Genomic DNA, 24,171 nt, shown 5'->3' with positions numbered 1-24,171 from the left:
ACAAACTCCTCCTTAGTGAGGAGTTTTTTTATTAATTTTCAAACGTTAGTCTTTTCTTCACGAACACTTCACGACTCTTCACACAAAATGCCTCCCATCGAAACGAAGAGGTAAATATATAATGAAAAAAACAGTCCTGACGATTCTCGCAGCAAGCTCATTTTCGGTTGCAGCAGCACCTTACGTGGGTTTGGAATACGGATTCGGCACCACAGATCACGATTTTGAACCATCTTTTCAAGCTGACGGTGTGAATCTGAATCCTGAATTGGAAGACGGTATTTTTGGTGGCTTCATTGGCTACTCTATCAATGATTCTTGGGCTGTAGAACTGGGTTATAACCAATTTGATCTTGATGATGGTCGTTCCAAAAATCTTGGAATTGTCGATATCAAGGGTCAAAAATACCATCATGAAATGGATTGGGACGCTTCAATCAAAGCCAAACAAATTACGTTAGCGCCTGTGTTTAGCTATGCATTAAACGAAAAGTGGACAACAAAAGTTAAAGCAGGTTTGACTTACACTCAGTACGAATCCAAAGCAAGCCAATCAGAAGAACATGAGCTTGTTATGAATGACGACGTCGAAATGAACAACACCTTGTTCCACCGTTCTGAAAAAAATAATGAGCTCGGTGCAATGCTATCTATCGGTGCGGAATACAAAATCTTCCCTCAATTGACCATCAGCGCGAACGCAAAATACCAGCTTGATAGCTACGCAAACACAGCATCAATCAACGTAGGCTCTACTTACTACTTCTAACTTAGGAAGCCATTAGCATGAAAAAACTGATTATTACGACAACATTAGCCCTAATTTCTGGCTCTGCATTGGCTGCCTTCAGCGGTCCTGAAACCGCAGCAATCAGCACTGTAAAAGCGGCGCAAAATGCATCTGATGATAGCTATGTACTGTTGACAGGTAACATCGTTCAAGCACTTGGTAATGAGACTTACCTATTCAAAGACAACACAGGTGAGATTCAAGTCGAGATCGATAACGAAGACTGGATGGGTCAAGACGTATCACCGCAAGATCGCGTTGCCATTCGTGGTGAAGTAGACTCTGAATGGACAAAGACTCAAATCGACGTCGATACGATTCAAAAGCTATAAGCCACACGTTCAAACGAGATCCTTACTCTTGTTAAGTACAAAGCCACCGCATTGGGTGGCTTTTGTGCGTCTCTTAACAAACGCTCAAGCATGGGCAATTAGGCGGTAGGACCAAGCGAATACTTTTAGATCTAACATCAAATCGAATTTTACGGGAGCGATAAGGCTCACCATCAAGATTTAAAGGCAGTGCTTTAGGGAAATCGATCTCCAACCAACTCGCCTGAGTGTGCTTAACAAACTGCCCGGTTTCGGTTGGATTCTGCATTTCATCAATGACCTGAGGTAGGTCATGGGGCAAGAATGGATGCACCAAAGTAATGTCCATTAAGCCATCATCTATCAATGCATTTGGCGCAAGCTCTTGACCTCCTCCCGCAAGGCGACTATTACAAAACGCCCCAACCAAGATCTCCCCTTGATAACTGCCCTGCTCAATTGTGAGGGAGCCATCATAAGGTTTAAAGCCAAGCGCCTTCACTAGACCGGTTAATGTGTAGGCACCACCACCCAGAAAGTTTTTCAGTTCAACTGGTGTTTCAGCGGTAATTTCTGCACCAAAGCCAGCTGCAGCAATGTTCATAAAATAGCGATCATTAGCTTGAACGCAGTCTACCGCAACAGCGTCACCATTGACGGCAAGTTCGATGGCTTCTCGAATCATGGTTGGGATTTTCGTAGCAGTCGCGAAGTCATTCGCCGTACCCATGGGGATAATGGCCAATTCTGGACGAACGTTCGCCTCAATCTGATTCAAAGCTGTTACCGCTTCGTTAACGGTGCCATCGCCACCAGCAACAACAATACGTTTCATTCCTTGATTGACCGCTTCACTCACTAAACGAGTCATGTCTTGTGATTCCCAAGTGACCCGAACTTGCAGATCCACACCTTGTTCTCGCATTCGCATGATCTCACTGCGAAGCTCAGGCGTTCCGGCTTTCTTACCGTTTAGAATGGCTCGTATTGTCTTCATACTGGTCCTTTACTCTTCGATTGCTTTCCCTGCTTGCTTGAGTTGAGCTCTCAACCATTGATGCGCACTTTCATTGTGACGACTAGAATGCCAGATTGCACAAAGGTCATGAACTTTGTCACTAAAAGGAAGCGGGACGGCTTTAATATTATACGTTTTTGAAAAGTGTTTAATGGTCGACAACGGCAGCATACCGATGTATTCACTACCATTAATGACTGGCAGCATTTCCATTGCACCAGATGCGCGATACACGATATTCCTTTGCGCTAGATCTGCAATATCTTCCTCATTCATCAAACTTTTACGCGCATGCCAACGCGAAACCACGACGTGCTCTTCCGCCAAAAATTGTTCTACAGAACAAGAGTCATGAATTCGTGGATGCTCGGCACTGCACACCACCATCAAACGCTCGGAAAACACAGGCTCTACTTTGAGGACAGTACGACCACGCGGTGGCATATCGATAATCAAATCATATCGTTGTAAACGCAGATCGCTTTCGTAATCTTCCGTGAACAAAGGATGCACTTCCAAACCGACACTCGGCGCGTTTTTACGGATTTGGCGCAGGAGCTGCGGCATTAACTCATAACTGGCAACTGAGACGCAGGCGATGGAAAAAATACGATTGGATACTTTAGGATCAAAACTGCTCGAGGCGGATAAGGTAGAAGTAAAGTTTTTCAGCGCAGCGACCATCGCAGGATAAATATCCATAGCAAAACTGGTCGGCTCGACACCCGATGTGCTGCGGTGGAACAGTGGCTCATCATAAATGTCACGCAAACGAGCGAGTGCTTTGCTCACCGCAGGTTGGCTGATATCAAGACGAGCAGCAGCCTTAGACAGGTTCTGCTCTTCATAAATCGCCACGAAAATGGGGATAAGGTTTAAGTCGGTGCTCTTCATTTTGCAAACATAAAACAGGACATGACCTTATTTTAGCTAACAGTATGATAGTTAACGACTCAGAACTCTAGATTTGAGCGTCTATGCATGTTTTCGCGAGTTTTAACCTCGCATTGACGAAGAATATTCTGAAAATCACTCAGGATTTTCCTAGGTAAGGGGTCAAGAATGCACTCGCCTCTTCACCGCATAAGCCAACTTCTACTTCAACGCCACCTTCTTTTAGGATTTCGATACCGCGACCAGCATTACGGGGATCAGGATCAAGCATAGCAACCACTACTTTTCTGATACCACAAGTCACTAAGGTTCTAGCGCAAGCTGGCGTGCGACCCACAAATGAACATGGCTCTAGTGTTACGTACGCGGTGACGTCACTTAGGTCTCCGTTGTATGCGTTTAGGGCTTCCACTTCTGCATGATTACCACCAATCGCTTGTGTGTGCCCTTCTGATACGATTTCACCGTTTTTGACCAGCACACATCCGACAGGCGGGTTTGGCTGACAGGCAGGCAGCGCGTTGCGTGATACTTCCAACGCACGAAGCATAAATTGTTGGTTCATTTGAATTTGATACTCGTTATTCAGAATTTGGGTGATGGATTCTAACGCCAGCATGCTTTCCTCGCTATATAAAAGTGTTTGCAATACTGATACGTCTTATCTCAACAAACGACTCATTGCTAAACCTAATCCCCATAAAAAACGGGGCAAACCGTAGTTGCCCCGTTTGGTTACCCTTCAGACCGCATTCCGAAGTGTTGACTAACGAATTCTCATCGTTAGTTCAACTGCACGAAGCTGAGCCAATGCTTTGTTCAACTCCATGTGTGCCTGTGCAAAGCTGATATCGTCTACATGAGCACGAATGTTTTCTTCCGCAGCTCTACGAGCTTCTTCAGCCCTTGCTTTGTCGATATCTTTACCGTGAAGCGCAGTATCCGCTAATACAGTAACCACATCAGGTTGGACTTCGACCAAACCACCAGAGACATACAGGATCTCTTCAGGCTTGGACAAGTCACCAGTAATACGAGCAACGCCCGGCTTGATTTTACTGATAAGCGGTGAGTGACCCGGACGAATACCTAACTCACCATCCGCACCCGCTACCGCGATAGCATGCGCCGGACCTGAGTAAAGAGTGCCCTCCGCACTTACCACATTCAGTTGAAACGTATTTTGTGAAACCGCTATGGCCATATTGCCTCCCGCGCTTTACAGTTTTTTCGCTTTTTCAAGCACTTCGTCGATGTTGCCGCAGTACATAAATGCCTGCTCTGGGATGTCATCGTACTGACCATCAAGCAGTGCTTTAAAGCCTGCAATGGTGTCTTTTAGTGGAACGAATACACCCGGTTGACCCGTAAACACTTCTGCTACGTGGTAAGGCTGAGTTAGGAAACGTTCGACTTTACGAGCACGAGATACCAAGCGCTTATCTTCTTCAGACAACTCATCCATACCTAGGATGGCAATGATGTCTTTTAGCTCCTTGTAACGTTGCAGCGTTTGCTGAACTTTACGCGCCACATCGTAGTGCTCTTGACCAACCACTTGAGGGTCAAGCTGACGTGATGTCGAATCCAATGGGTCAATCGCTGGGTACAGCCCCAAAGCAGCGATGTTACGAGATAGAACAACGGTCGCATCTAAGTGCGCAAACGTGGTTGCTGGTGAAGGGTCAGTCAAGTCATCCGCTGGTACGTAAACCGCTTGGATAGACGTGATAGAACCATTTTTAGTCGACGTGATACGCTCTTGCAGCACACCCATCTCTTCTGCCAGCGTAGGTTGGTAACCTACTGCAGATGGCATACGACCAAGCAACGCCGATACCTCAGTACCTGCCAATGTGTAACGGTAAATGTTATCCACGAATAACAATACGTCACGACCTTCATCACGGAAACGCTCTGCGATGGTCAAGCCTGTTAGCGCAACACGTAGACGGTTACCCGGTGGCTCGTTCATCTGACCGTAAACCATGGCTACTTTGTCGAGAACACCCGCTTCCTTCATTTCGTAGTAGAAGTCGTTACCCTCACGAGTACGTTCACCTACACCGGTAAATACCGACAAACCTGAGTGAGCTTTAGCAATGTTATTGATAAGCTCCATCATGTTTACCGTCTTACCTACACCCGCACCACCGAACAAACCGATCTTACCGCCCTTCGCGAACGGACAAATCAAGTCGATAACTTTAACGCCCGTTTCCAGTAGCGCAGTGCTGTTAGATTGCTCTTCATAGCTTGGTGCATCACGGTGGATTTCGTAAGACACTTGCTCACCGATTGGACCACATTCATCGATTGGGTGACCCAACACATTCATGATACGACCTAGGGTTTCTTCACCCACAGGTACCGTGATTGGGTTGCCCGTAGATTCCACTTCTAGGCCACGTTTCAGACCATCCGAAGAACCCATTGCGATACAGCGAACCACACCGCCACCCAACTGTTGCTGAACTTCCAGCATCAGTGAGCCGTTGCTACCATCGTTGATTTTCAGTGCGTCGTAAACTTTCGGGCCTTTGCCTTGTTCGAACTCGACGTCGACCACCGCACCGATGACTTTGACGATTTTGCCAATACTCATAATTTAAACCTCAAATTCTCTCTCTAAACCGCTTGTGCGCCGGATACAATTTCACTCAACTCTTGAGTAATCGCCGCTTGACGCGCTTTGTTGTAAACCAGTTGCAGGTCTTCAATCAGTTGCGCTGCGTTATCCGTCGCGGCAGACATTGCCATCATCCGCGCGGCTTGTTCACAAGCGATACTCTCAACCACACCCTGATAAACCAGTGATTCCACATAGCGTTGAATCAGGTGGTTGAGAATGTCTTGAGGAGACTGCTCGTAGAGGTAATCCCAACGAGCCTCTTTATCACGTGAAATGTCTTCTTTAGGGAACGGCAACATCTGCAATACCGTTGGTTTTTGCACCATGGTGTTTACAAACTGGTTGTAAACGAGGAACAAGCGGTCGATTTTGCCTTCGGAGTAGTGCTCCATCATGGCGTTAACCGCACCCAACATATCTTCCAGTTTTGGTGCATCACCAAGCCCAGAAGTCTGTGCCATTACTTTCCCGAGGGACTGGAAAAAGCTGATTGCTTTCGAACCAATGAGCGTCGTATCTACTTCAACTCCCTTCTCTTGCCAGTCCTGCATTTCTGCCAATACTTTTTTGAACAAATTACTGTTCAGGCCACCACACAAACCTCGATCGGATGAGATGATGATGTAAGCCACTCGCTTCACTTCGCGTTCTTGAAGGAAAGGATGGCTGTACTCCAGCGTACCGGACGAGACGTGACCGATAACCTTACGCATGTTCTCCGCGTAAGGACGGGACGCCTGCATGTTCTCCTGCACTTTGCGCATCTTGCTGGCGGCGACCATTTGCATCGCACTCGTAATCTTTTGCGTGCTACTCACGCTAGCAATTTTGGTGCGAATCTCTTTGGTATTTGCCATAACGGACTCCTGTTAGTGGTCCTACGATTGCAGCGCAGTGAACTCTTTCAGCAAGCTGTGTAGCTCACTCTCGATCTCGTCGTTGTAATCACCGGATTGGTTGATCTTGTCCAGTAGCGGCTGCGCGTTTGTACGACCAAATGCCATCAACTCATCTTCAAAGCGAGATATTTGGTTTAACGCCACATCAGTGAGATAACCCTTCTCTGCTGCAAAGATCGCCAGTGCTTGCTCAGCAACGGTCATTGGTGCGTACTGCTTCTGCTTCATGAGTTCCGTTACTTTCTCACCGTGGTCAAGCTGACGACGTGTCGCTTCATCTAGGTCAGAAGAGAACTGAGCAAATGCTGCCAATTCACGGTATTGCGCCAACGCGGTACGAATACCCCCCGACAGCTTCTTGATCACTTTGGTTTGCGCTGCACCACCTACACGAGATACCGAAATACCTGGGTCAACCGCTGGACGTAAGCCTGAGTTGAATAGCTGAGTCTGTAGGAAGATTTGACCATCGGTAATCGAGATTACGTTGGTTGGTACGAATGCTGATACATCACCCGCTTGGGTTTCGATGATTGGCAGTGCGGTTAGAGAACCGGTCTTGCCTTTCACTTCACCGTTAGTGAATCGCTCTACGTATTCTTCATTAACACGTGCTGCACGTTCTAGAAGGCGTGAGTGGAGGTAGAAAACGTCACCCGGGAAGGCTTCACGACCTGGTGGGCGTTTTAGAAGTAGCGAGATTTGACGGTAAGCCACCGCTTGTTTTGATAGATCATCGTATACGATCAACGCATCTTCACCACGGTCACGGAAGTATTCGCCCATGGTACAACCTGCGTATGGCGCTAGGTATTGCAGCGCTGCCGCTTCTGATGCTGACGCAACCACCACAATAGTGTTTTCTAGTGCACCGTGTTCTTCTAGCTTGCGAACCACGTTGGCAATCGTCGATGCTTTTTGACCAATTGCGACGTAAATACATTTAACGCCCAGTTCTTTTTGGTTGATGATGGCATCAATCGCCATCGCGGTTTTACCTGTCTGACGGTCACCGATGATCAACTCACGTTGACCACGACCAATTGGCACCATGGAATCTACCGCTTTGTAACCGGTTTGGATTGGTTGGTCGACAGATTTACGGTCGATAACACCAGGGGCAATGACCTCTACAGGGTCCATACGATCGAATGACACTGCGCCTTTACCATCGATTGGTTGACCTAGCGTGTTCACTACACGACCTAGCAGACCGTTACCGACTGGCACTTCGAGAATACGACCGGTGCCTTTTACTTTCATCCCTTCTGACAAGTCCGCATATGGACCCATCACAACGGCACCGACTGAATGACGCTCTAAGTTCAGTGCCAACGCAAAGCGGTTATCTGGCAGTTCTAGCATCTCGCCTTGCATAACGTCTGCAAGACCGTGAATTGTGATGATGCCGTCACTCACAGAGACGATAGTACCTTCATTTCTCGCTTCACTTTCGAGGTTGAAGTTAACAATTCGCTCTCTGATTAATTCACTGATTTCATTTGAATTTAATTGCATTTCTATACCCCGTTACACATGTAGGTTGGTTGCCAATCGGCTTAGGTTGGTGAGGACACTGCCGTCATACACGGTCTGCCCTGCTGTGATCACCACACCACCTACAAGGGATGGATCCAGTTGTGTTTCTAGTGTGATGGCTTTACCGTACTTTTCGGTTAACGCTTGTTTAAGCCTTGCCATCTGTTCCTCATCCAGAGGTTCTGAAACACGCACTGTTACTGTCATGGTTCGTTCGTAATCCGCTTTCATCTCTTGGAACTGAACGTTTACTTCACTGAGCGCTTTTAGACGCTTGTTCTCTTCCATAATGCGAAGAAAATTCTCGAAGTTTTGATTCAACCATTCACCACCAGCATGAAGAATCAGATCCAACAATGGTTGTTCAGAACCGTCTTCATCAAGGTCATTCAAGACCAGAAGCGTGTTAGGTTGTTCCAAGACCACTTGGGTAATCGCAAACATTTGTTGCCAATCGTCCAAGCATTCTGCATCGCGTGCGTAATCAAACGCCGCTTTTGCGTAGGGTTGAGCTACCACTGTCAATTCGGACATGTGCCCTCCTACATTTCGTTGATGAAGCGGTTCACCAAGTCGCGGTTAGCCGAGCTATCCAGATTGCGATTAATCAGCTTGCTGGCACTTTCAATCACCAGATCCGCCATTTCATCTTTCAGCTCTTGGCGAACTTTGCTGCGTTCGCTTTCCACTTCTGCTTTGCCTTCTGCGACAATGCGCGCTTTCTCTTGATTTGCCAGATCAACCGCTTCCGCAACCATCTGTTCTTGACGTTGCTTACCTTGGTTGATGATAGCTTGAGCTTTTGAGCGAGCTTCTGTCAGCAGCGCTTCACCGTTCGCTTTTGCCAGTTCTAACTCTTGTGCTGCTTTTTCTGTTTGCTCAAGACCTTGGGCAATTTCAGCACGACGCTCATCAAGCAGTTTTACAAGTGGTGGCCAGACATATTTCATGCACAGCCAAACGAAAATCACGAAGGAGATCGCCTGACCAAACATTGAGGCATTTAAGTTCATAGCACCCTCTCTTCTATAACGTTATGAAAATTATTAATTCGAATTACGCTACAGCGAAGATGATGTACAAGCCGATACCAACACCGATCATTGGCACCGCGTCCACAAGACCCATCATGATGAAGAATTGAGTACGAAGCATTGGGGTCAAATCAGGTTGACGAGCCACACCTTCAAGGTATTTACCTGCAAGGTTACCGATACCTGCTGCGGCACCCGCTGCACCAAGACCGATCAGTAGTGCACCCGCCACGTAAAGAACTGCGCTAACGATATCCATAACAACTCCTAGAATTGAATTTTTTAATTAATAAACAAGATTTTTGAAATTAATGCTCTTCAACAGCCATGCCGAGATAAACCACGGTCAGTACCATAAAAATAAATGCTTGAAGAACAACAATAAGAATGTGGAACAGTGCCCAAGGAACACTTAGTGCCCATTGCATCCACCATGGCATTAATGCAATTAGAATGAAGATCATTTCACCTGCATACATATTGCCAAATAATCGAAGACCTAAAGATATTGGTTTAGAAATTAACGTCACCAATTCAAGAACTAAGTTCACTGGATATAACAACGGATGTGAAAATGGTTGAGTAGTTAACTCTTTAATAAAACCTTTCACGCCTTTGTTTTTAAACGTATAACCTAACACCAAAATAAATACGCCTAATGCCATCGACATCGTAATATTGACGTCAGCGGATGGTAAGTCACGGAAGTGTTCAACCCCTACAGCACGAGTAAGTGCAGGAATTAAATCAATCGGTAACAAATCCACGGCATTCATTAATAACACCCAAACAAATATTGTCAGTGCCAAAGGACCAATTAACTTGTCCTTCGCTTGAAATATTTCTTTTACGATGTCATCGACGAACTCAAATATTATCTCGATCAAACACTGGAATCGTCCTGGTACTCCTTTCGTTCCTTTCGTCACCGCATAACGGAATGAAAGGATGAAAACGAGCCCCGTCAACCAGACCATGATCATGGAATCAAGGTTAATTCCAAACCAACCGTCGCCGGCGGTGAGAAAGGTCAAGTGGTGCTCAATATATTCATGAGCGGACTGGACAGTCTCCATTTATGCCTTCCTTTCGAAGCGGTCTCTGAACAGCGGCGTTAAGAAGTGACCAAACATCGTCACACAAAAGCCTATCAGGACCACGATGTTGCGAAGAGCCATAAATCGAAACGTCAAAACAAACATCACTATGGTGTAAATGACTTTGATATTTCGACTCAGATGCATGAGGTCACGCAAACTCTCTTCTGGTTTCACCCTAGATTTAATGGACGCGAATACCATGCCAAACAGAGATGGAAGAATCGCAATCAGTACCCCAGTGATTGCTGATTCAGCGCTTAGAGTCCCGCTTCGCATGTACTCATACGCGATGAATACCAGACCCAAAGCTGCTTGAGCAATCAGAATCCTCTTGCCTGCCACCAATATTGGGTCGTCGTGAATATTAGCTTCCATAAATCACCCTTTAAAATAATATCGAATTAAAACTTCTGATAATTAAACTTCACAAAATAAAGCTGCCTAGTGACGACGAATTATATTAAGATAAATTTAATACACAGAATTAAATTTAATCTGATAATTATTATTCACATATTTAAAAATCAAAACGGAATCACTCCGTATTTCCGTTTCCCCAGAAATATACACCGATAATTTTAATAATCTAAATCGAAAAACTTGCAAATTATCATTCCATTTTTGAAGTGTTATTTTATTTGAACAAATCAAAAATGAAATATACATTGAATAAGCCGTCTTTATCAGGGTTAAGACGAAAAGCTTGTCACATGGAAGTGACACTCCATCACGAAAGGAATTAATGTGATTTATTGGTTATATAATCTTAAATATACTATTTTTAATATATAGCCGATTAATAAACCTGTTTAATATAAATATAAAATAGATCAAAAGCAGAACGTCGAAGTGACAAGAATTAAATATATGTAGAATATATTATTTTGTCACGCTCATTGTAGCACGCAAAAATAACAACATGACGTTTATTAAAGGATATAAAAAAGGACGCTTTACTAGCGTCCTTTTCGTTTTTATTTCTTATTGCTTGCCTGCTTATCGAGTTGTGGCAAGGCTTTAGGTATCACCCACTTGAAGCGTTTTGGCTTCAACGCTTGTATCCCTTTCCAAAGAGCATTCATCAAGCTTGCGTCCTCCTGCCCCTCTTGTAGGCGCTGTGAACGCTTCTGCCAAACGTCAGAGTCACTGGCTTTACTCATTTCAAGACCACCTGTGTTGCTTCTCAGCTGCTTATACAAGCTTGCTCGAACATCACCCCATCGGTTTGCTTTCACCATTCGTCTGAACACCAACCAAGGAGGCGTAGGACGAGAACGATAATAACGGTGAATGCTCAAGACGGCGATAACGAGAACAAATAGCGTCACTGCGCAGCCAATCAACCAGCCAGAATAAGCTCGAACAAAGGATTTGAATGTATGCTTGGCTTTGAAGGTCTTACCCTCAATCACCACCGTTTCCAGCTGTTTACTCTGGCTATTCCACCATTGGAACGTATGCTCAGGCAAGGTGAACTCACCACCCTGTTGGATCACATACACGCTTTCTTCGATGCGACTCGATTGGTAATCGCCACGTGTTTGCTTATCATCTAAGCGGTTTGGTTGAGGGTAGGCTTGATAACTGGCAGTAGAATCATTGGATAACAAGTCTGGAAGCAACACTGACAAACTGTCTTGTGCATTGATTGTTATGGTGCGAGTGATTGCATCGCCGACTTTCAGATCATCGTTAGACGTTGTCCATTTCTGATCCACACTCACCTTAGTCGCAGTAAACCATTCAGACTCATCACTGAGCAATCCAGAAGGCATAGACGCTTCAAACTTAATTGGCTGCGTATAAAGCGTACCAGCGACTTTCGAACCATCAGGCGCAGAGAGTTGCACTCCAACGGCGACCGGTGGAATCACAAACTGACCCGAGGCTTGCGGATACAAAGTTATTTCCCAACGCTGACGAGACCAAGTCTGTCCCCCTTTGCGCTCGGTATAGTTGGTTGCTAATTGGTTACGCTGCTTTGCAATCACGTTAGGGATTTCTACGCTGCCAATGCGTGTACCACCTGTGAACCAACGAGGCGTTGCGACTTCGATGTACAAAATCACCTGCTCATTCACACTGAACTTAGGTGCTTCTTTCGTATCTGCCCCTGCTCCCTGCTTGCCAACCCATGCTAACAATTCAACATTTTCGCTGCGCTGCAAGTCTTGAATGTCTTGTGCGTTCGCCAAACCAGTAAAAAACAAAGTAAACACCATCAAGATAGTGCTTAGACGCCCAACAATAGAGTCAGCGCCAAGCTTGAATACATTCATCATTGTGCTTGCTCCTCTTCTTGTTGTCGTTGCGGTCGTGGCTTCGGCTCCGTTTTCACGGGCTCACGCAGTTGAATTTGGAACTTAGCACGCAAGAAGTACTTGGGATCAGCCTCTACGCGTTTTAACCACTTATCCGCCAGTTCTTGGCTGCCAAGAATTTCGTTCGCATTGAGTTTCTCTTTCAGCATTAACTCAGCAGCGGTTTTTTCGTCTGCCCCATCTGCCGTTTGCGGGTTGTCACCCAGTTCAAACGACTCTTCGGGTCCATCTGTTGTCCCCGCTTGGCTTTCACTGGTGCGGTTTATCTCTTCGACAATACCACCAATGACTTTTAGGTTGTGCTCGACGTCTGGTCGCAATTGATCGCTCAAGGTGTCTTTGTCTGCCAGTGTTTGCAATAAATTACGCGCTGCCAAATACTCACGTTGACGCGCCAACGCACTCGCAGCGTTGTACAAGCCATAGTCTTTTACCGCATCTGATGGATTGTTTTGCATCTCCAAGAAAGCCGTATGAGCCAGTTTGTATTCGCCTGCGTAGTAATAAGCCGTCCCTTTTCGCAACGGATCCGTAAAGTGCTTTGCTGCCTCAAGGTATTCGTTTTTGTTGAACAGCCGCTGCCCTTGTTGGTTTGGCGTGAGCCATAAATCCCACCACCATTGAGACGCTTTATCCCAGACGGTTACTTCTTGCACCACTTCAAGCTTATCCGCTTTGAGCGAGACGGTTTCCGCCATGACTTTTGGCGTCATAAACAAAGACGTTGACACCATCGCGACAACACACCATTGCACTAACCACCCTTTGCGGAACCAAAGCATCATGATGAGCGCAATTGGGAACAACAGTTGATAACCCATGTCTTTCCAAGGCATTGAGGATTCACCATTGAGTTGCATGTTTCGTTCAACAAAACGATTCAGCTTATCTATGTCACTATTGTCTACCGTCACTTCCACAAGGCGTCCACCAGTCGCGCTGGCAAGATTATTTAACGAGCCCAAATCGACCGGGTTGTTAGAAACAATGCCCGAGTTTCCCGCTGCCAAGATAAGCAATTGATAAGGCTTGTCGGCAAAGTAATTTTTGTAAGCGGTAATAGTTGCAGGATTAACCCCATCCGTGACCAACAGAACCGTCGAACCCGGTTGGTCTTGTAATTGTTGGTCAATCAAAGGCAGCGCCGTTTCAGCAAGTTTACCTTCAACCGGCATGATTTCTGGTGTTATCGCAGCAAGAAACGGTTCGAATACTTTACTGTCCTGCGTCACAGGCATCGCAACATGAGCAGACCCCGCATACACAACTAGCCCAGTACTGCCTCCTTTTCTTGCTGCCAATAGGTCGCGGATCTTTTGCTTAGAGCGCTCCAAACGGCTTGGCGGAAGGTCTTTTTGCAACATCGAATCGTTGTTATCCAACACCACCAACATGGAGGCTTTATCCTCTCCAAATGGAGAAGCTTGGCGCTCCCACGAAGGGCCGGCACAGATGACGATGGCAATCGCCACTATCACCATAAGTAGCTTGAGCGGCAGTTGCTTTCGCCAACCATAGTCACCAATCGTTAAGGCTTTACGTAAGTGTTCTGGAAGAATGTCTTTCCAGCTAGGTTTGGCTTCTTCTCGCCACCTCAACCAAAGCAAAAGAAACATTGGGATGAACGCCAATAGCCACATTGGACGAATGAAATGGAACTGTGTGAAGAACTGTTCTAGTCCCATGCTAGAGAAAGGAGAATCAAACATGGCGATCTCCTTTTCCGTTTTCTGCTTGCGTGGAAGCTCCACTAGTCACTGATAGTCGACGACGCTTAAATGTCGCTAACGTGAACGCGGTCAAGTACATCACAACGACTAAAGCCATTAAATAATGATGCAAGCTTTGCTTGGGGCGATACGTGGTACTTTCATAAAGCTGGGGCTCTAACTTACCAATCTCATCATAGGCTTTAGCAAGTTCGTCACGGTTGAGCGCTTCAAACGCCTCACCACCGGACTCCTTCGCAATACGTTTGATCGTATTCATATCTAGCGCAGTTTCACCCACGGTTTGTGGATCACCCATGGCAATCACGTGGATACGTACATCTTTGGCTTTTGCTACTTTCGCCGCATCAATAGGCTCAACGAAGCTTCCAGTGTCATTACCGTCCGTTAGAACAATGGCGACTTTCTCTTTGTTCTCTTCTACGTCGGTACGCGACTTTTCGCTTTGCTCAAACACCTTAATCGCTAAACCAATTGCATCACCTAAGTGAGTGCTTTTCCCTGCCATCGCTACATCCGTTTGGTTAAGCAGCTCTAACCACACTTTTTGATCAGGGGTGAATGGAGTTTGGACAAATGCTGCGTCGCCAAACAAAATCAGACCTAAACGGTCGCCTTTGCGCGTTTTGGCAAAGTCACTCAACACTTCTTTAGCGGCGTCAAGGCGAGTGATCTTTTCTCCGGTTTGGGATGTAAAGTCTTGCTCTGCCATTGAGCCAGACAAATCGACCACAACCATGACATCACGCCCTAAGCTTTCACGCACCTGTGGCTCGCCAAGTACTGTCGGTTTTGCCATTGCGGTTACGACTAAAAGCCAAGAAATAATCAGCGTCGCACGCTGCCACCAGCTCGGAGTCAGTTGGCTTGCGCCTTCTGATGGCGTTTCGCCAATGGCGTCCACAAGCTGACTAAAAAACGGCACTTTGATGGCCATTTGTTTGGTGCGGTAAGCTGGAACGAGGAAATACACCACCAAAGGCAGTGGCAAGATGATGAAACAAAGCGGATGCTCAAACTCAAAACTGCTCACGCCCAGCCATGAAGCAAGAAGATCACCCATGGCGACCTCCTTTTAACGCCCGCGCTTTGTAGGCAAGCGTGCGCTTCTCAATAGTGTGAGCGTTCTCGTTGTGCTCTTTCACCCACTTAGTGGCGCGTTCAAGAAGTTGTAAACACTCTGTTTTTTCCAGTTCAACACTTGGGTCAACGATACTTTGCAGCCATCGCTTCGAGACTTCGTCATCAAACATTTTATGCTTAGGATTAAGCTCATCTAACTTGCGCAGGAACGCGGTGTCAAACAAGCGAGCATGACGGCTATCGAGATGAATCAATACAATTTTCAAAATCGAGAACAGGGCTTTGGGCATACTCGCGTCATCTGGATTCAAACGAGAAATGGCTTCAATAGCTTCTTTACGGTAGCGGTTATCCCACCAATGGTGCAGCAGTCGGTAACCCAGATACATAAGTACAATCGCACCAATGACGGCAAGGATCTTCCAACCAATGGTTTGTGGTACCCAGCTTACGCTTTCTGGCACCGCAACGTCATGCAGCTCACGCAGAATATACGAGCTTGGAGGCGTGTGTAAGTCTGTCATTTATCGACCTCCAACGAGTTTTTGGAATTGAGTAATGTGGTCACCTGATGTATCGATTTCGATATGAGGCAGCTTTTTCATCGCCATTAGTTGCGCCAGTGATTGACGTTTTAACTGCGCTTTCTCAACCAAACTGGCACTGGCGGCGTCGACTTTGGCTTTGCTGTCTAAGTTGAGCTGGTAACGACCGTCACCAATCACCCATTTCACTTTTGCCAAATCTTGAGGAAGCGACTGCTCTAAAGGGTCGCTCACCATCACCGCGAGAACATCGTTGTGCTGTTGAAGCTGCTTAAGGTGATCTAGGTGGTGCTCTTCGCAATCACGCCAATCACTAATAAAAATCAATGTGGATTGTTTTAGTTTCATGCGTTTGATGAGCTCTATCCATTTACTGAACGTCACGTTATCTGCATCAATCGAGTCCACATTTAAGCGCTGGTTAACTTGAGAGAGTCGTTTCAGTTGTGCAAGCAGATCGTTTTGTGAACGCTGGGCTTTGCTGTGATATAGAGCGGAGTCAGAAGCGATAACAAATCCCACTCGATCACCGTCTTTTAATACTCGCCAACCACACATAGCCGCGACTTCAGCAGCGACCACGGATTTCATGACCTCGGTAGAGGCGAAAAACATCGCACTGCGCTGATCAACGCAAACAATCACATTGCGGTCTTTTTCTTCGGTGTAACTGCGCACATGGGGCTTGCCTGTGCGCATGGTGACTTTCCAATCTAGGTTTCGGATGTCGTCCCCTAGCTGGTAATGACGCAGCTCTTCGAAGTTCAGACCACGCCCACGGAATAATGAGTTGTGCCGCCCAGAAAGCACACTGCCCGCTTTTAAGTGGGGCAGCAGGCTGAAGGATTCGGCTTGTGCTTGTAAACGCACTAAGCGAGCGTAATCACAATACAATCGAGGATCGAGCCCTTGGGATTGAGGAGCAAGCGTTGGCTTTGCCATAGTCCCTCCTGCTTATCCGATTTCTACACAATCAAGCAGCTCTTGCACCACTCGCTGGTGATCAACACCATCGGCAAGTGCATCGTAAGAAAGTGAGAATCGGTGTCCAAGTACCGATGGCACCATCGCACGTACGTCATCAGGCGTTACATAGTCACGCCCTTGTAGCCACGCGTAAGCACGAGCACATTTGTCCAACGAAATTGATGCGCGAGGACTTGAGCCGATTTCGATCCATTTTTGTAGCTGGGAATCGGCGTAACGCTCTGGTTTACGTGTCGCCATCACAAGCGCCACAATGTAGTTCTCAACCAAATCGGAAACCGCAACGTTTGGCAGTTGACGTCGCGCTTCAATCACAAGCTCTGGCTCAATGTGTTTTGGCGTCACTAATTCACTACTGGTTTCTGAACCCAGCTCTTCACTGCGCACTAAACGAATAATGTCACGCTCAGCTTCATCTTCTGGATAGTCGACGGTCACTTTCATGATAAAGCGATCCATCTGCGCTTCTGGCAATGGGTAAGTGCCCTCTTGTTCAACTGGGTTTTGCGTCGCAAGCACCATAAACAACTCTGGCAAGACGTGCGTCTTATCACCCACTGTAATCGTACCTTCTGCCATCGCTTCTAGCAGTGCAGCTTGTACTTTTGCTGGCGCACGGTTTACCTCGTCCGCCAATACGATGCTGTTAAAGATTGGACCTGGTTGGAAGTGGAGTTGAGGCTTGCCATCTAGTTCTTGGTACACTTCGGTACCTGTAACGTCTGAAGGTAACAAGTCGGGGGTAAACTGAATACGACCAAAGCTGGTATTAAGTAGATTGGCAAGCGATTTCACCGAGCGCGTTTTTGCCGTCCCCGGTAAACCCTCCAAAAGTACGTGACCATTGGTCAGTAACCCTATCACCAAAGCCTGAACCACATGGCTTTGTCCAATCACACTTTTTTCAGTTTGTTCGATTAATTCATTAATGGCTTGTTGTGCGTGGTTCATAGTCTACCTATTGAGTTTACGGGAGCCTGAGCGTTAAAAGTTGAGTATAAGACTGAAAGTAATAACTAAAGGTTATATTCGCTATATTCACTTGAGTTGTAAGACTTTATTAACGTAGATATACCAACCAAAATTGGCAGCGAATGGTCAAAGAACATTTTTATTCCTGGACACAAGTAGTTTAGACCAGCCTCACCATTCGGCGCGGTAAGTAGCCGATTTTTTGGGCATTCTCCCCAGCAATATTTCAAATACGGGCAATCGAGGCAGTATTGCGGCAAAGAAGACTTTTTCGCCATGCCAAAGCTGTATTGACGAGTTGAGATAGCAATTTCATTGAGAGAGCGGTCATGAATGTTTGCCAGTTGATATTCCGGATAAACGTAATGATCACAACTAAACACATCCCCATTGTGTTCAATCGCTAGACCTTTGCCGCAGAACTCTGCGCTAACACATAACTGCGAAGGCATCCCCATCACTTGCGCGACGGCGGTTTCGAAAAGGTTGACCAAGACTCTGCCAAGATCGTTGTTCACCCATTCTTCAAATACAGCAATCAGAAACTCGCCCCACTCTTCTGCATCGACCGACCAATCCGTAACGACCGACATCAAATGCCCCGGCTTTGCTAATTCGCTGCCAAGTTTTGGAGACATGTTTTCTTTCCAGAAATGGGGAGCGGTTTGAGTGAAAGATCGAGGTTCAACACAAGGTGTGAATTGGATATAAGTGACACGGAGTTCTTGAGTAAGAAAGCGATACACTTCGAGCGGATATTTGGCGTTAAAGCGGTTTACTGTCACCAAAGCGTTGAATGACACATTATGACGCTTCATCAAATCAACGGCTTGCATGACGCGTTGAAAGGTCGGCTTTCCACTTCGGGTTTTACGGTATTTATCGTGGATAAACTCAGGACCATCTATCGATAGACCAACCAGAAACCCATGGTCATGCAGAAACTGACACCAAGCCTCGTTCAATAAAAGACCATTGGTTTGAAGGTCGTTTTCGATACGAACGCCGTGTTTAGCGTATTTGTTCTGCAGTTCGACAATCTTCTTATAGTAATCCAAACCTAATAATGTTGGCTCACCACCCTGCCAAGAAAACACAATCTCGTCACCGTCTTGGCTTTCGATATAGCTCTTTATGAATGCCTCAAGTGTTGCATCATCCATTTTTGGTTGAGTGCCTTGATTGAGTAATTCATCTTTGTGCAGATAAAAACAGTACTGACAATCGATGTTGCATTTTGCTCCGCCCGGTTTCGCCATCACGTGAAAACGTCGTTCGACTTTATCACTATTAGATGCAAATGCCGTTTTGAGAGGAGTTAATGCCATTTGAGTGGTATGAATGTGAGTTTGTTTTTTCATAAAGAACGATCTCGAAAGCAGAAGAAAGTCAGCGCCCAAGTTGGGCGCTGTATTTAAGGACAATAACTAGAGTCTATCGACCTATGGAAAAAACGTTATTTCGGAACAAACGAACCCGGAGCCATACGCGGCGGGTATTCTTTGAAAGTATCCATGACCTCTTTCACTTTCTCGATGGCAGGCATCATCAAAAACGAACGTTCGTACATCCAACGGTCGTAACCCATACCAGTATCGCCACGCTCAAATGGGTCGATACTCAAATCATAAATTTGTGGTACGCGGAGTTTGGTGAATGGTTTCTTCCAGATATCCAAGCCCGTTTCATTTTCTTGGATCATGAAGTGATATTTGTACTTACCGTAGCGCAGAGCCAACAAATCTCCGTCGTCGCTCCAGTAGACAAACTCGTTACGAGCAGACTTGTCCGTTTTCCCCGTTAGATATGGCAGCTGATTGTAGCCATCTAAATGGACGTTGTAATTCATATCGCCCACTTTCTTACCCTTGAGTAGCTCCTCTTTGACGTTACTATTGCCCGCCGCAGCTACTAAGGTTGGTAGGAAATCTTCCAGAGACACAATGCCATTAAGCGTTGTGCCAGCTTGGATATGACCTGGCCATTTGATCAATGCAGGAACGCGGAAACCGCCTTCCCAGCCCGTGTTTTTCTCGCTGCGGAATGGCGTCATACCTGCGTCCGGCCATAAGTTGATCATTGGACCATTATCTGTGGTGTAAACAATGATGGTGTTGTCGTCGACACCAAGCTCTTTAACCTTATTGAGCAAGTGACCAATCTGATCGTCATGTTGCTTCACACCATCGGCGTAGAAGCCAGCGCCAGTTTTGCCTTTGTATTCATCAGGAACGTGCGTGAAGTTGTGCATGCGCGTGGTGTTAAACCACGTAAAGAATGGTTTGTCAGCTTTGACTTGTTTCTCGATAAACTTCTCTGCTTCATCTAAGAACTCATCATCGACTGTTTCCATACGTTTGCGGGTCAATGGACCTGTATCTTCAATCTTGCCATCCGCATAAGAATGGATCACTCCACGAGGACCGAACTTCTTCTTAAATTCAGGATCTTGTGGGTAGTCTACGTTCTCCGGCTCTTCTTCTGCATTTAAGTGGTAAAGGTTACCAAAGAACTCGTCAAAACCGTGGTTGGTTGGCAAGTGTTCGTCACGGTCACCTAGATGGTTCTTACCAAATTGACCCGTTGCGTAACCAAGGTCACGTAACAATGTCGCTATAGTTGGATCTTTCTCAGAAATCCCCTCTTTCGCTCCCGGCAAACCAACTTTAGACAAGCCAGTACGCTTTGGCATTTGTCCCGTAATGAACGCCGAACGACCTGCGGTTGAGCTTTGCTGAGCGTAGAAGTTCGTAAACTTAGCGCCATCTCTAGCAATACTATCAATGTTTGGAGTGCTGTAAGCCAGCATACCGCCGTTGTAAGCACTTAAGTTCCAGTAACCGACGTCATCACCAAAGATAACGAGAATGTTGGGTTGTTCTGCTGAATAAGCGGTCGCTGATACCGCTCCAATCGCAAGAGTGCAAGCGTTTAATACCAACTTCTTGCCGCGTTTTTTATCGTGGTTTGCCATAAAAGAGCTCCATAAATCCGTTGCTGCTAATCTTGGGGAGAAATCAGATGCCAAGATTTGATTAAGATAAAACTTGTAATTTGACGGATAAATAGAGTTCAGATACGTTAATACATAAATTCAGTTTATGGATAAGAAGATGGACTTAAACTTGATTCAGACTTTTTTGGTTGTCGCTGAGTACCAGTCATACACCAAAGCAGCAGACCATTTAGGAGTTACACAGCCTGCTGTTAGCGCCTCAATAAAGCGACTAGAGCAAGTAGTAGGCAAGCAGCTGTTTGTGAAACAAGGTCGTGGTATTGCACCAACCTCGACTGCCTATCAATTGATGCCGCAGTTTCGCCAAGCCGTAAGTATTGTCGACAACGCCATTTCTGAACGTACCTCTTTTCAAGTTTGCTGCTCCGAAACCTTGCTCCATAGCTTAAATCCGATTGAGAACGTGGTATTCCACGAATCTCCACCGGAAAAATACTTACTTTTTGAACAGATTCGCCAACAGAAAATGGACTTGGTGATTGATACTATCATCACTAAGGACTCCTCATTCGTGATAGAAACGGCTTACGACGAGCCCGCCATGGTGATCTGTCGCCAAAGCCACCCTAGAATTCAAGGTTCGCTCAGCAAAGAAGCCTTCTATCATGAGAATCACTGCATGTTTTCAGGAAAATGGAATAACACGTCCGGTTTTGAACAGTTGGCAAAAGAGCCGATTCAGGAGCGAAATGTCGAGATCGTGACGTCATCATTAGCAGGTATGGCAATGTATGTAGCACAACGTGATTGCCTCGGTGTCGTGTCACGCTCGTTTGCGATGAAATGGAGTAAAGCACTTAAATTACAAGTGCTTGATTGTCCAATAGAAATAGAGCGTATTCCTTATAAATTTGTCTACCATAAGCGCGACGAGCACAACCCTGCCCATCAACGCTTAAGAGAACAAATTCAACATCAGTTGGAGTCTACCAATCCAGCACCTATTGATTTATAGAGGCTCTCAAGCGTTGAACAACCTCCGCTGGAGCCACTTCTGCAAGCTGCTTAACACATTGTTCAAAAGCAAAAGCTACGGCCCCTTGTTTATAGTTGCGCGCTAACACTTCACACTCGGCGTACAAATGCTGCGGATTTCCACCCACTTGGTAGGCTGTGCTCAGTGCTTTGCTTGCCGCGAGTATGTCACTCTTCTCTAGGGCCAAGCCATACACATACCAATACTGCGGGTTGTGTTCTGCCGTTTCAGCCGCTTGTTTCAAATATTGGTTTGCCTTAACGCCATCTCCAACACGAAGCCATGCCAAACCAGCGCTGTAAGGCAAAGCACTCGATTTAGGTTGCGCTTCAATCCCTGCCATCAAGGTTTCTAGTGCTCTTCTATCGTTACCTTGTGTACGGTACAAATCCGCTAAGTTGGCGTAGCTGTTTTCAAAGTAAGGCTCTATTTCAATGGCTTTTTGATAAGACGCAATGGCTTTACCTGTTTCTCCAAGATCTCGATAGACATTTGCTAGGTTGGTTCGTCCAAAACCTCGATCCGCATTGAAACGCTGGATTGCCATGTAGTCTTCCAACGGCTGTTTGATCTTGTCGCGTTGCAGCGGATTCATTTCTGGATAATGACGAACCAAAGCAGCCGCGGCTTCAGCGCGAACGGACAATACTGGGTCAGTTAGTAATGGTTCGAGAATTTGCCAACGATCGCTAAATTCATAACCAGAAGAACCAGCAACGGCACCCAAACGGATCATATCGCTTTCATGTTTTACTGCCCTCGCTAATGAAACCAAAGTGTTCTGTCCGGCATTGCCACCCATACGTTCTAAAGCAGACGCACGAATAATATCGCTTAACGATGCGTCTTGAGCCGAATATGCTAATGCATCAGGCGCACCACGATGACCAATAGAATCCGCGTAAAATGCGACCGCGAAGTGTTGTTGATTTCGGTATTTTGAATTCGGGAACCATTCGCCTATTTTCTTATCTGCCCACTGATTGGTTTCGTCTTCATGACAAGACGTACAGACGTTTGGCGTATTAATATGCATACTCAAATCTGGGCGCGGCACATGCCAACTGTGATCACGACGCGGGTCCACTTGCATGTAAGTCGTTTCTGGCATGTGACAAGTTGTGCATTGCGATGCCTCAGTATTTGCCTCATGGAAAGTGTGATTTTCCGGCATGTAGTCAGACGCAATATGGCACTGAGCACAAACCGCTTCTTCTGGGATCTTCAACTCTGCGGTATGCGGATCATGGCAGTTAGTACAAGTAACGCCTTTTTCTGCCATGGCAGATTGCAAAAATGAACCGTAAACGTAATCTTCGTCATAGATTTGACCATCGTGATGATAGAGCTCTGGTGTGATTAAGCTAAGACGATATTTATCTAGGAAGGAACCTTTTACGTGATCTTCAGTTTCGTTGAGCTGCGTACGACGACTATGGCACTGCGCGCACGTTTGAACTTGGTGCGTCATCGCTATTTCTTTTGGCTGGAGCGTACTGTGCCCTTCTTCGTAGACCCATTCTTTTACAGCCAGACCTAAATCTCGGTCAAAACCGTAGTGATTCGCTGAGACGATGGTATTTCCAGATTTTTCCGCTTGTTTGGCAAGCTCTACATGTTCGCTGGCAGGGCCATGGCACGCTTCACAACCCACATTGATCTCAGACCACGTGGTTGAATACGTATTGGTTTTGGCGTCGTAGTTCTTTTCTAGATTCGTTGAGTGGCAATCGGCACACATGAAGTTCCAATTTTGCCCCGTATTCGTCCAGTAGAATTCATCTTTTGGCGTGGTATCTGGATATAGGTGAAACCAGCGCTGACCACCTTGTTGCTTGGTTCTCGAATCCCATGCAAAAGGAATGAGCTGAACTCGTCCATCTTCAAACTCCACCATGTATTGTTGAAGCGGTTCCCATGCAAAGGTGTAGCTAATTTTGTAGTCGTGCCACTCTCCGTCTGGACCTTGGATATTGACCCAATACTCGTCCCCTTTTCGATAAAAACGGTTTGGCTTTCCTTCGAATGTAAACGTGTGCTCGTTAAAGTCACCCAATACGGACTGTGCATCAGCATGCCTCATCGCCATATCATGATGAGATCCTTGCCACGCTTTGGTTTCTTTTTGGTGACAATCTACGCAAGCTTCACTGCCTACGTAAGTTAGCGTTGATGATTCGGTTGATTGCGGTGTTTCCTGCGCAAACAGAGAAAAACTGACGAGCGCTGCAAGACCAGTTAAGGTCTGCTTCCAACTTGCCCACTGAGTCATAACTGTCCTTGTGTGATTCTTTTTATTCTCTGATCAAAGATAGAAGTGTTTT

Annotated in this window: 24 protein-coding genes; 3 read left to right on the top strand and 21 right to left on the bottom strand. The window is 46.2% G+C overall.

Features of this window, described 5'->3' with window-relative positions:
- Window positions 1-121: 121 nt before the first annotated feature.
- Both AACR11_RS03705 and AACR11_RS03700 read left to right on the top strand, forming a co-directional pair.
- Window positions 122-769, top strand: coding sequence for an AcfA family outer membrane beta-barrel protein (locus AACR11_RS03705; RefSeq protein ID WP_029789894.1), 648 nt, complete (start codon window positions 122-124; stop codon window positions 767-769).
- A 17-nt stretch (window positions 770-786) separates the two neighbouring features.
- On the top strand, window positions 787-1,122 hold the full coding sequence (locus AACR11_RS03700) for a YgiW/YdeI family stress tolerance OB fold protein (protein WP_029789896.1): 336 nt from the start codon (window positions 787-789) through the stop codon (window positions 1,120-1,122).
- A 73-nt stretch (window positions 1,123-1,195) separates the two neighbouring features.
- Here the strand turns inward: AACR11_RS03700 and yegS are convergent, their stop codons facing one another.
- The 20 genes from yegS to AACR11_RS03600 form a co-directional block, all read right to left on the bottom strand.
- A complete protein-coding gene (gene yegS / locus AACR11_RS03695) occupies window positions 1,196-2,098 on the bottom strand; it encodes a lipid kinase YegS (RefSeq protein WP_029789897.1) in 903 nt (300 codons plus the stop codon).
- A 9-nt stretch (window positions 2,099-2,107) separates the two neighbouring features.
- Complete coding sequence (locus AACR11_RS03690) at window positions 2,108-3,013, bottom strand: LysR family transcriptional regulator (RefSeq protein ID WP_029789898.1); 906 nt, start codon at window positions 3,011-3,013, stop codon at window positions 2,108-2,110.
- Between the two features lie 139 nt (window positions 3,014-3,152).
- Window positions 3,153-3,578 carry a bifunctional diaminohydroxyphosphoribosylaminopyrimidine deaminase/5-amino-6-(5-phosphoribosylamino)uracil reductase RibD gene (locus tag AACR11_RS03685; protein ID WP_029789899.1) on the bottom strand — a complete coding sequence of 142 codons (426 nt, stop codon included), beginning with the start codon at window positions 3,576-3,578 and terminating at the stop codon, window positions 3,153-3,155.
- A 201-nt stretch (window positions 3,579-3,779) separates the two neighbouring features.
- On the bottom strand, window positions 3,780-4,217 hold the full coding sequence (locus AACR11_RS03680) for a F0F1 ATP synthase subunit epsilon (protein WP_005431788.1): 438 nt from the start codon (window positions 4,215-4,217) through the stop codon (window positions 3,780-3,782).
- 15 nt (window positions 4,218-4,232) lie between these two features.
- A complete protein-coding gene (gene atpD, locus AACR11_RS03675) occupies window positions 4,233-5,618 on the bottom strand; it encodes a F0F1 ATP synthase subunit beta (RefSeq protein WP_017188899.1) in 1,386 nt (461 codons plus the stop codon).
- Window positions 5,619-5,641: 23 nt separating this feature from the next.
- The gene (gene atpG / locus AACR11_RS03670) at window positions 5,642-6,502 is read right to left on the bottom strand and encodes a F0F1 ATP synthase subunit gamma (protein WP_005431811.1); all 861 of its coding nucleotides are present in this window, start codon (window positions 6,500-6,502) and stop codon (window positions 5,642-5,644) included.
- 21 nt (window positions 6,503-6,523) lie between these two features.
- Window positions 6,524-8,062: a F0F1 ATP synthase subunit alpha gene (atpA, locus tag AACR11_RS03665; RefSeq protein ID WP_009699258.1), complete on the bottom strand. Its 1,539-nt coding sequence runs from the start codon at window positions 8,060-8,062 to the stop codon at window positions 6,524-6,526.
- Between the two features lie 12 nt (window positions 8,063-8,074).
- On the bottom strand, window positions 8,075-8,617 hold the full coding sequence (locus AACR11_RS03660; protein ID WP_005431763.1) for a F0F1 ATP synthase subunit delta: 543 nt from the start codon (window positions 8,615-8,617) through the stop codon (window positions 8,075-8,077).
- Window positions 8,618-8,625: 8 nt separating this feature from the next.
- Window positions 8,626-9,096: a F0F1 ATP synthase subunit B gene (locus AACR11_RS03655; protein WP_005431830.1), complete on the bottom strand. Its 471-nt coding sequence runs from the start codon at window positions 9,094-9,096 to the stop codon at window positions 8,626-8,628.
- A 43-nt stretch (window positions 9,097-9,139) separates the two neighbouring features.
- The gene (gene atpE / locus AACR11_RS03650; protein ID WP_004727739.1) at window positions 9,140-9,376 is read right to left on the bottom strand and encodes a F0F1 ATP synthase subunit C; all 237 of its coding nucleotides are present in this window, start codon (window positions 9,374-9,376) and stop codon (window positions 9,140-9,142) included.
- A gap of 49 nt (window positions 9,377-9,425) precedes the next feature.
- Entirely contained in the window at window positions 9,426-10,193 is a 768-nt protein-coding gene (gene atpB, locus AACR11_RS03645) for a F0F1 ATP synthase subunit A (protein WP_005533315.1), read from the bottom strand.
- Window positions 10,194-10,592, bottom strand: a complete 399-nt coding sequence (locus tag AACR11_RS03640) for an ATP synthase subunit I (protein ID WP_005447171.1) — start codon at window positions 10,590-10,592, stop codon at window positions 10,194-10,196.
- A gap of 599 nt (window positions 10,593-11,191) precedes the next feature.
- Entirely contained in the window at window positions 11,192-12,499 is a 1,308-nt protein-coding gene (locus tag AACR11_RS03635; RefSeq protein ID WP_029789902.1) for a BatD family protein, read from the bottom strand.
- Window positions 12,496-14,247, bottom strand: a complete 1,752-nt coding sequence (locus tag AACR11_RS03630) for a vWA domain-containing protein (protein ID WP_029789904.1) — start codon at window positions 14,245-14,247, stop codon at window positions 12,496-12,498. Before AACR11_RS03630 ends, AACR11_RS03635 begins: the two co-directional genes overlap by 4 nt.
- Window positions 14,240-15,331 (bottom strand): vWA domain-containing protein, encoded by a 1,092-nt coding sequence (locus AACR11_RS03625; protein WP_029789905.1) that lies wholly within the window; start codon window positions 15,329-15,331, stop codon window positions 14,240-14,242. Before AACR11_RS03625 ends, AACR11_RS03630 begins: the two co-directional genes overlap by 8 nt.
- Complete coding sequence (locus AACR11_RS03620) at window positions 15,324-15,875, bottom strand: DUF4381 domain-containing protein (RefSeq protein ID WP_029789906.1); 552 nt, start codon at window positions 15,873-15,875, stop codon at window positions 15,324-15,326. The genes AACR11_RS03625 and AACR11_RS03620 overlap by 8 nt, the downstream gene beginning before the upstream one ends.
- Window positions 15,876-16,838, bottom strand: coding sequence for a DUF58 domain-containing protein (locus AACR11_RS03615; protein WP_029789907.1), 963 nt, complete (start codon window positions 16,836-16,838; stop codon window positions 15,876-15,878).
- Window positions 16,839-16,850: 12 nt separating this feature from the next.
- Window positions 16,851-17,834: an AAA family ATPase gene (locus AACR11_RS03610; RefSeq protein WP_009697249.1), complete on the bottom strand. Its 984-nt coding sequence runs from the start codon at window positions 17,832-17,834 to the stop codon at window positions 16,851-16,853.
- A gap of 65 nt (window positions 17,835-17,899) precedes the next feature.
- The gene (locus tag AACR11_RS03605; protein ID WP_029789909.1) at window positions 17,900-19,216 is read right to left on the bottom strand and encodes an anaerobic sulfatase maturase; all 1,317 of its coding nucleotides are present in this window, start codon (window positions 19,214-19,216) and stop codon (window positions 17,900-17,902) included.
- A gap of 95 nt (window positions 19,217-19,311) precedes the next feature.
- Window positions 19,312-20,829, bottom strand: a complete 1,518-nt coding sequence (locus tag AACR11_RS03600; RefSeq protein WP_029789910.1) for an arylsulfatase — start codon at window positions 20,827-20,829, stop codon at window positions 19,312-19,314.
- Between the two features lie 127 nt (window positions 20,830-20,956).
- On the opposite strand from AACR11_RS03600, the gene AACR11_RS03595 reads away from it, so the two are divergent.
- Window positions 20,957-21,826 (top strand): LysR family transcriptional regulator, encoded by an 870-nt coding sequence (locus AACR11_RS03595; protein WP_033001469.1) that lies wholly within the window; start codon window positions 20,957-20,959, stop codon window positions 21,824-21,826.
- Here AACR11_RS03595 and AACR11_RS03590 read toward each other — a convergent pair.
- The gene (locus AACR11_RS03590; protein WP_029789911.1) at window positions 21,813-24,119 is read right to left on the bottom strand and encodes a multiheme c-type cytochrome; all 2,307 of its coding nucleotides are present in this window, start codon (window positions 24,117-24,119) and stop codon (window positions 21,813-21,815) included. The two genes, AACR11_RS03595 and AACR11_RS03590, sit on opposite strands and share 14 nt — an antisense overlap.
- Window positions 24,120-24,171: the final 52 nt, after the last annotated feature.

Origin of the sequence: Vibrio sp. L85 (genome assembly GCF_963871815.1) — a bacterium.
Taxonomy (GTDB): Bacteria; Pseudomonadota; Gammaproteobacteria; order Enterobacterales; family Vibrionaceae; genus Vibrio; species Vibrio harveyi.
Note: the sequence above shows the minus strand (reverse complement) of the source record. Positions and strands in the feature narration are given on the sequence as shown.

What these genes read in the sequence shown, in the direction of transcription:
- atpA (WP_009699258.1), bottom strand. Translation starts at nt 8,062, where the DNA reads ATGCAATTAAATTCAAATGAAATCAGTGAATTAATCAGAGAGCGAATT.
- yegS (WP_029789897.1), bottom strand. Translation starts at nt 2,098, where the DNA reads ATGAAGACAATACGAGCCATTCTAAACGGTAAGAAAGCCGGAACGCCT.
- AACR11_RS03615 (WP_029789907.1), bottom strand. Translation starts at nt 16,838, where the DNA reads ATGGCAAAGCCAACGCTTGCTCCTCAATCCCAAGGGCTCGATCCTCGA.
- AACR11_RS03635 (WP_029789902.1), bottom strand. Translation starts at nt 12,499, where the DNA reads ATGATGAATGTATTCAAGCTTGGCGCTGACTCTATTGTTGGGCGTCTA.
- AACR11_RS03660 (WP_005431763.1), bottom strand. Translation starts at nt 8,617, where the DNA reads ATGTCCGAATTGACAGTGGTAGCTCAACCCTACGCAAAAGCGGCGTTT.
- AACR11_RS03685 (WP_029789899.1), bottom strand. Translation starts at nt 3,578, where the DNA reads ATGAACCAACAATTTATGCTTCGTGCGTTGGAAGTATCACGCAACGCG.
- AACR11_RS03630 (WP_029789904.1), bottom strand. Translation starts at nt 14,247, where the DNA reads ATGTTTGATTCTCCTTTCTCTAGCATGGGACTAGAACAGTTCTTCACA.
- atpE (WP_004727739.1), bottom strand. Translation starts at nt 9,376, where the DNA reads ATGGATATCGTTAGCGCAGTTCTTTACGTGGCGGGTGCACTACTGATC.
- AACR11_RS03655 (WP_005431830.1), bottom strand. Translation starts at nt 9,096, where the DNA reads ATGAACTTAAATGCCTCAATGTTTGGTCAGGCGATCTCCTTCGTGATT.
- AACR11_RS03590 (WP_029789911.1), bottom strand. Translation starts at nt 24,119, where the DNA reads ATGACTCAGTGGGCAAGTTGGAAGCAGACCTTAACTGGTCTTGCAGCG.
- AACR11_RS03705 (WP_029789894.1), top strand. Translation starts at nt 122, where the DNA reads ATGAAAAAAACAGTCCTGACGATTCTCGCAGCAAGCTCATTTTCGGTT.
- AACR11_RS03605 (WP_029789909.1), bottom strand. Translation starts at nt 19,216, where the DNA reads ATGAAAAAACAAACTCACATTCATACCACTCAAATGGCATTAACTCCT.
- AACR11_RS03680 (WP_005431788.1), bottom strand. Translation starts at nt 4,217, where the DNA reads ATGGCCATAGCGGTTTCACAAAATACGTTTCAACTGAATGTGGTAAGT.
- AACR11_RS03610 (WP_009697249.1), bottom strand. Translation starts at nt 17,834, where the DNA reads ATGAACCACGCACAACAAGCCATTAATGAATTAATCGAACAAACTGAA.
- atpD (WP_017188899.1), bottom strand. Translation starts at nt 5,618, where the DNA reads ATGAGTATTGGCAAAATCGTCAAAGTCATCGGTGCGGTGGTCGACGTC.
- AACR11_RS03595 (WP_033001469.1), top strand. Translation starts at nt 20,957, where the DNA reads ATGGATAAGAAGATGGACTTAAACTTGATTCAGACTTTTTTGGTTGTC.
- AACR11_RS03620 (WP_029789906.1), bottom strand. Translation starts at nt 15,875, where the DNA reads ATGACAGACTTACACACGCCTCCAAGCTCGTATATTCTGCGTGAGCTG.
- AACR11_RS03625 (WP_029789905.1), bottom strand. Translation starts at nt 15,331, where the DNA reads ATGGGTGATCTTCTTGCTTCATGGCTGGGCGTGAGCAGTTTTGAGTTT.
- atpG (WP_005431811.1), bottom strand. Translation starts at nt 6,502, where the DNA reads ATGGCAAATACCAAAGAGATTCGCACCAAAATTGCTAGCGTGAGTAGC.
- AACR11_RS03640 (WP_005447171.1), bottom strand. Translation starts at nt 10,592, where the DNA reads ATGGAAGCTAATATTCACGACGACCCAATATTGGTGGCAGGCAAGAGG.
- AACR11_RS03600 (WP_029789910.1), bottom strand. Translation starts at nt 20,829, where the DNA reads ATGGCAAACCACGATAAAAAACGCGGCAAGAAGTTGGTATTAAACGCT.
- AACR11_RS03690 (WP_029789898.1), bottom strand. Translation starts at nt 3,013, where the DNA reads ATGAAGAGCACCGACTTAAACCTTATCCCCATTTTCGTGGCGATTTAT.
- AACR11_RS03700 (WP_029789896.1), top strand. Translation starts at nt 787, where the DNA reads ATGAAAAAACTGATTATTACGACAACATTAGCCCTAATTTCTGGCTCT.
- atpB (WP_005533315.1), bottom strand. Translation starts at nt 10,193, where the DNA reads ATGGAGACTGTCCAGTCCGCTCATGAATATATTGAGCACCACTTGACC.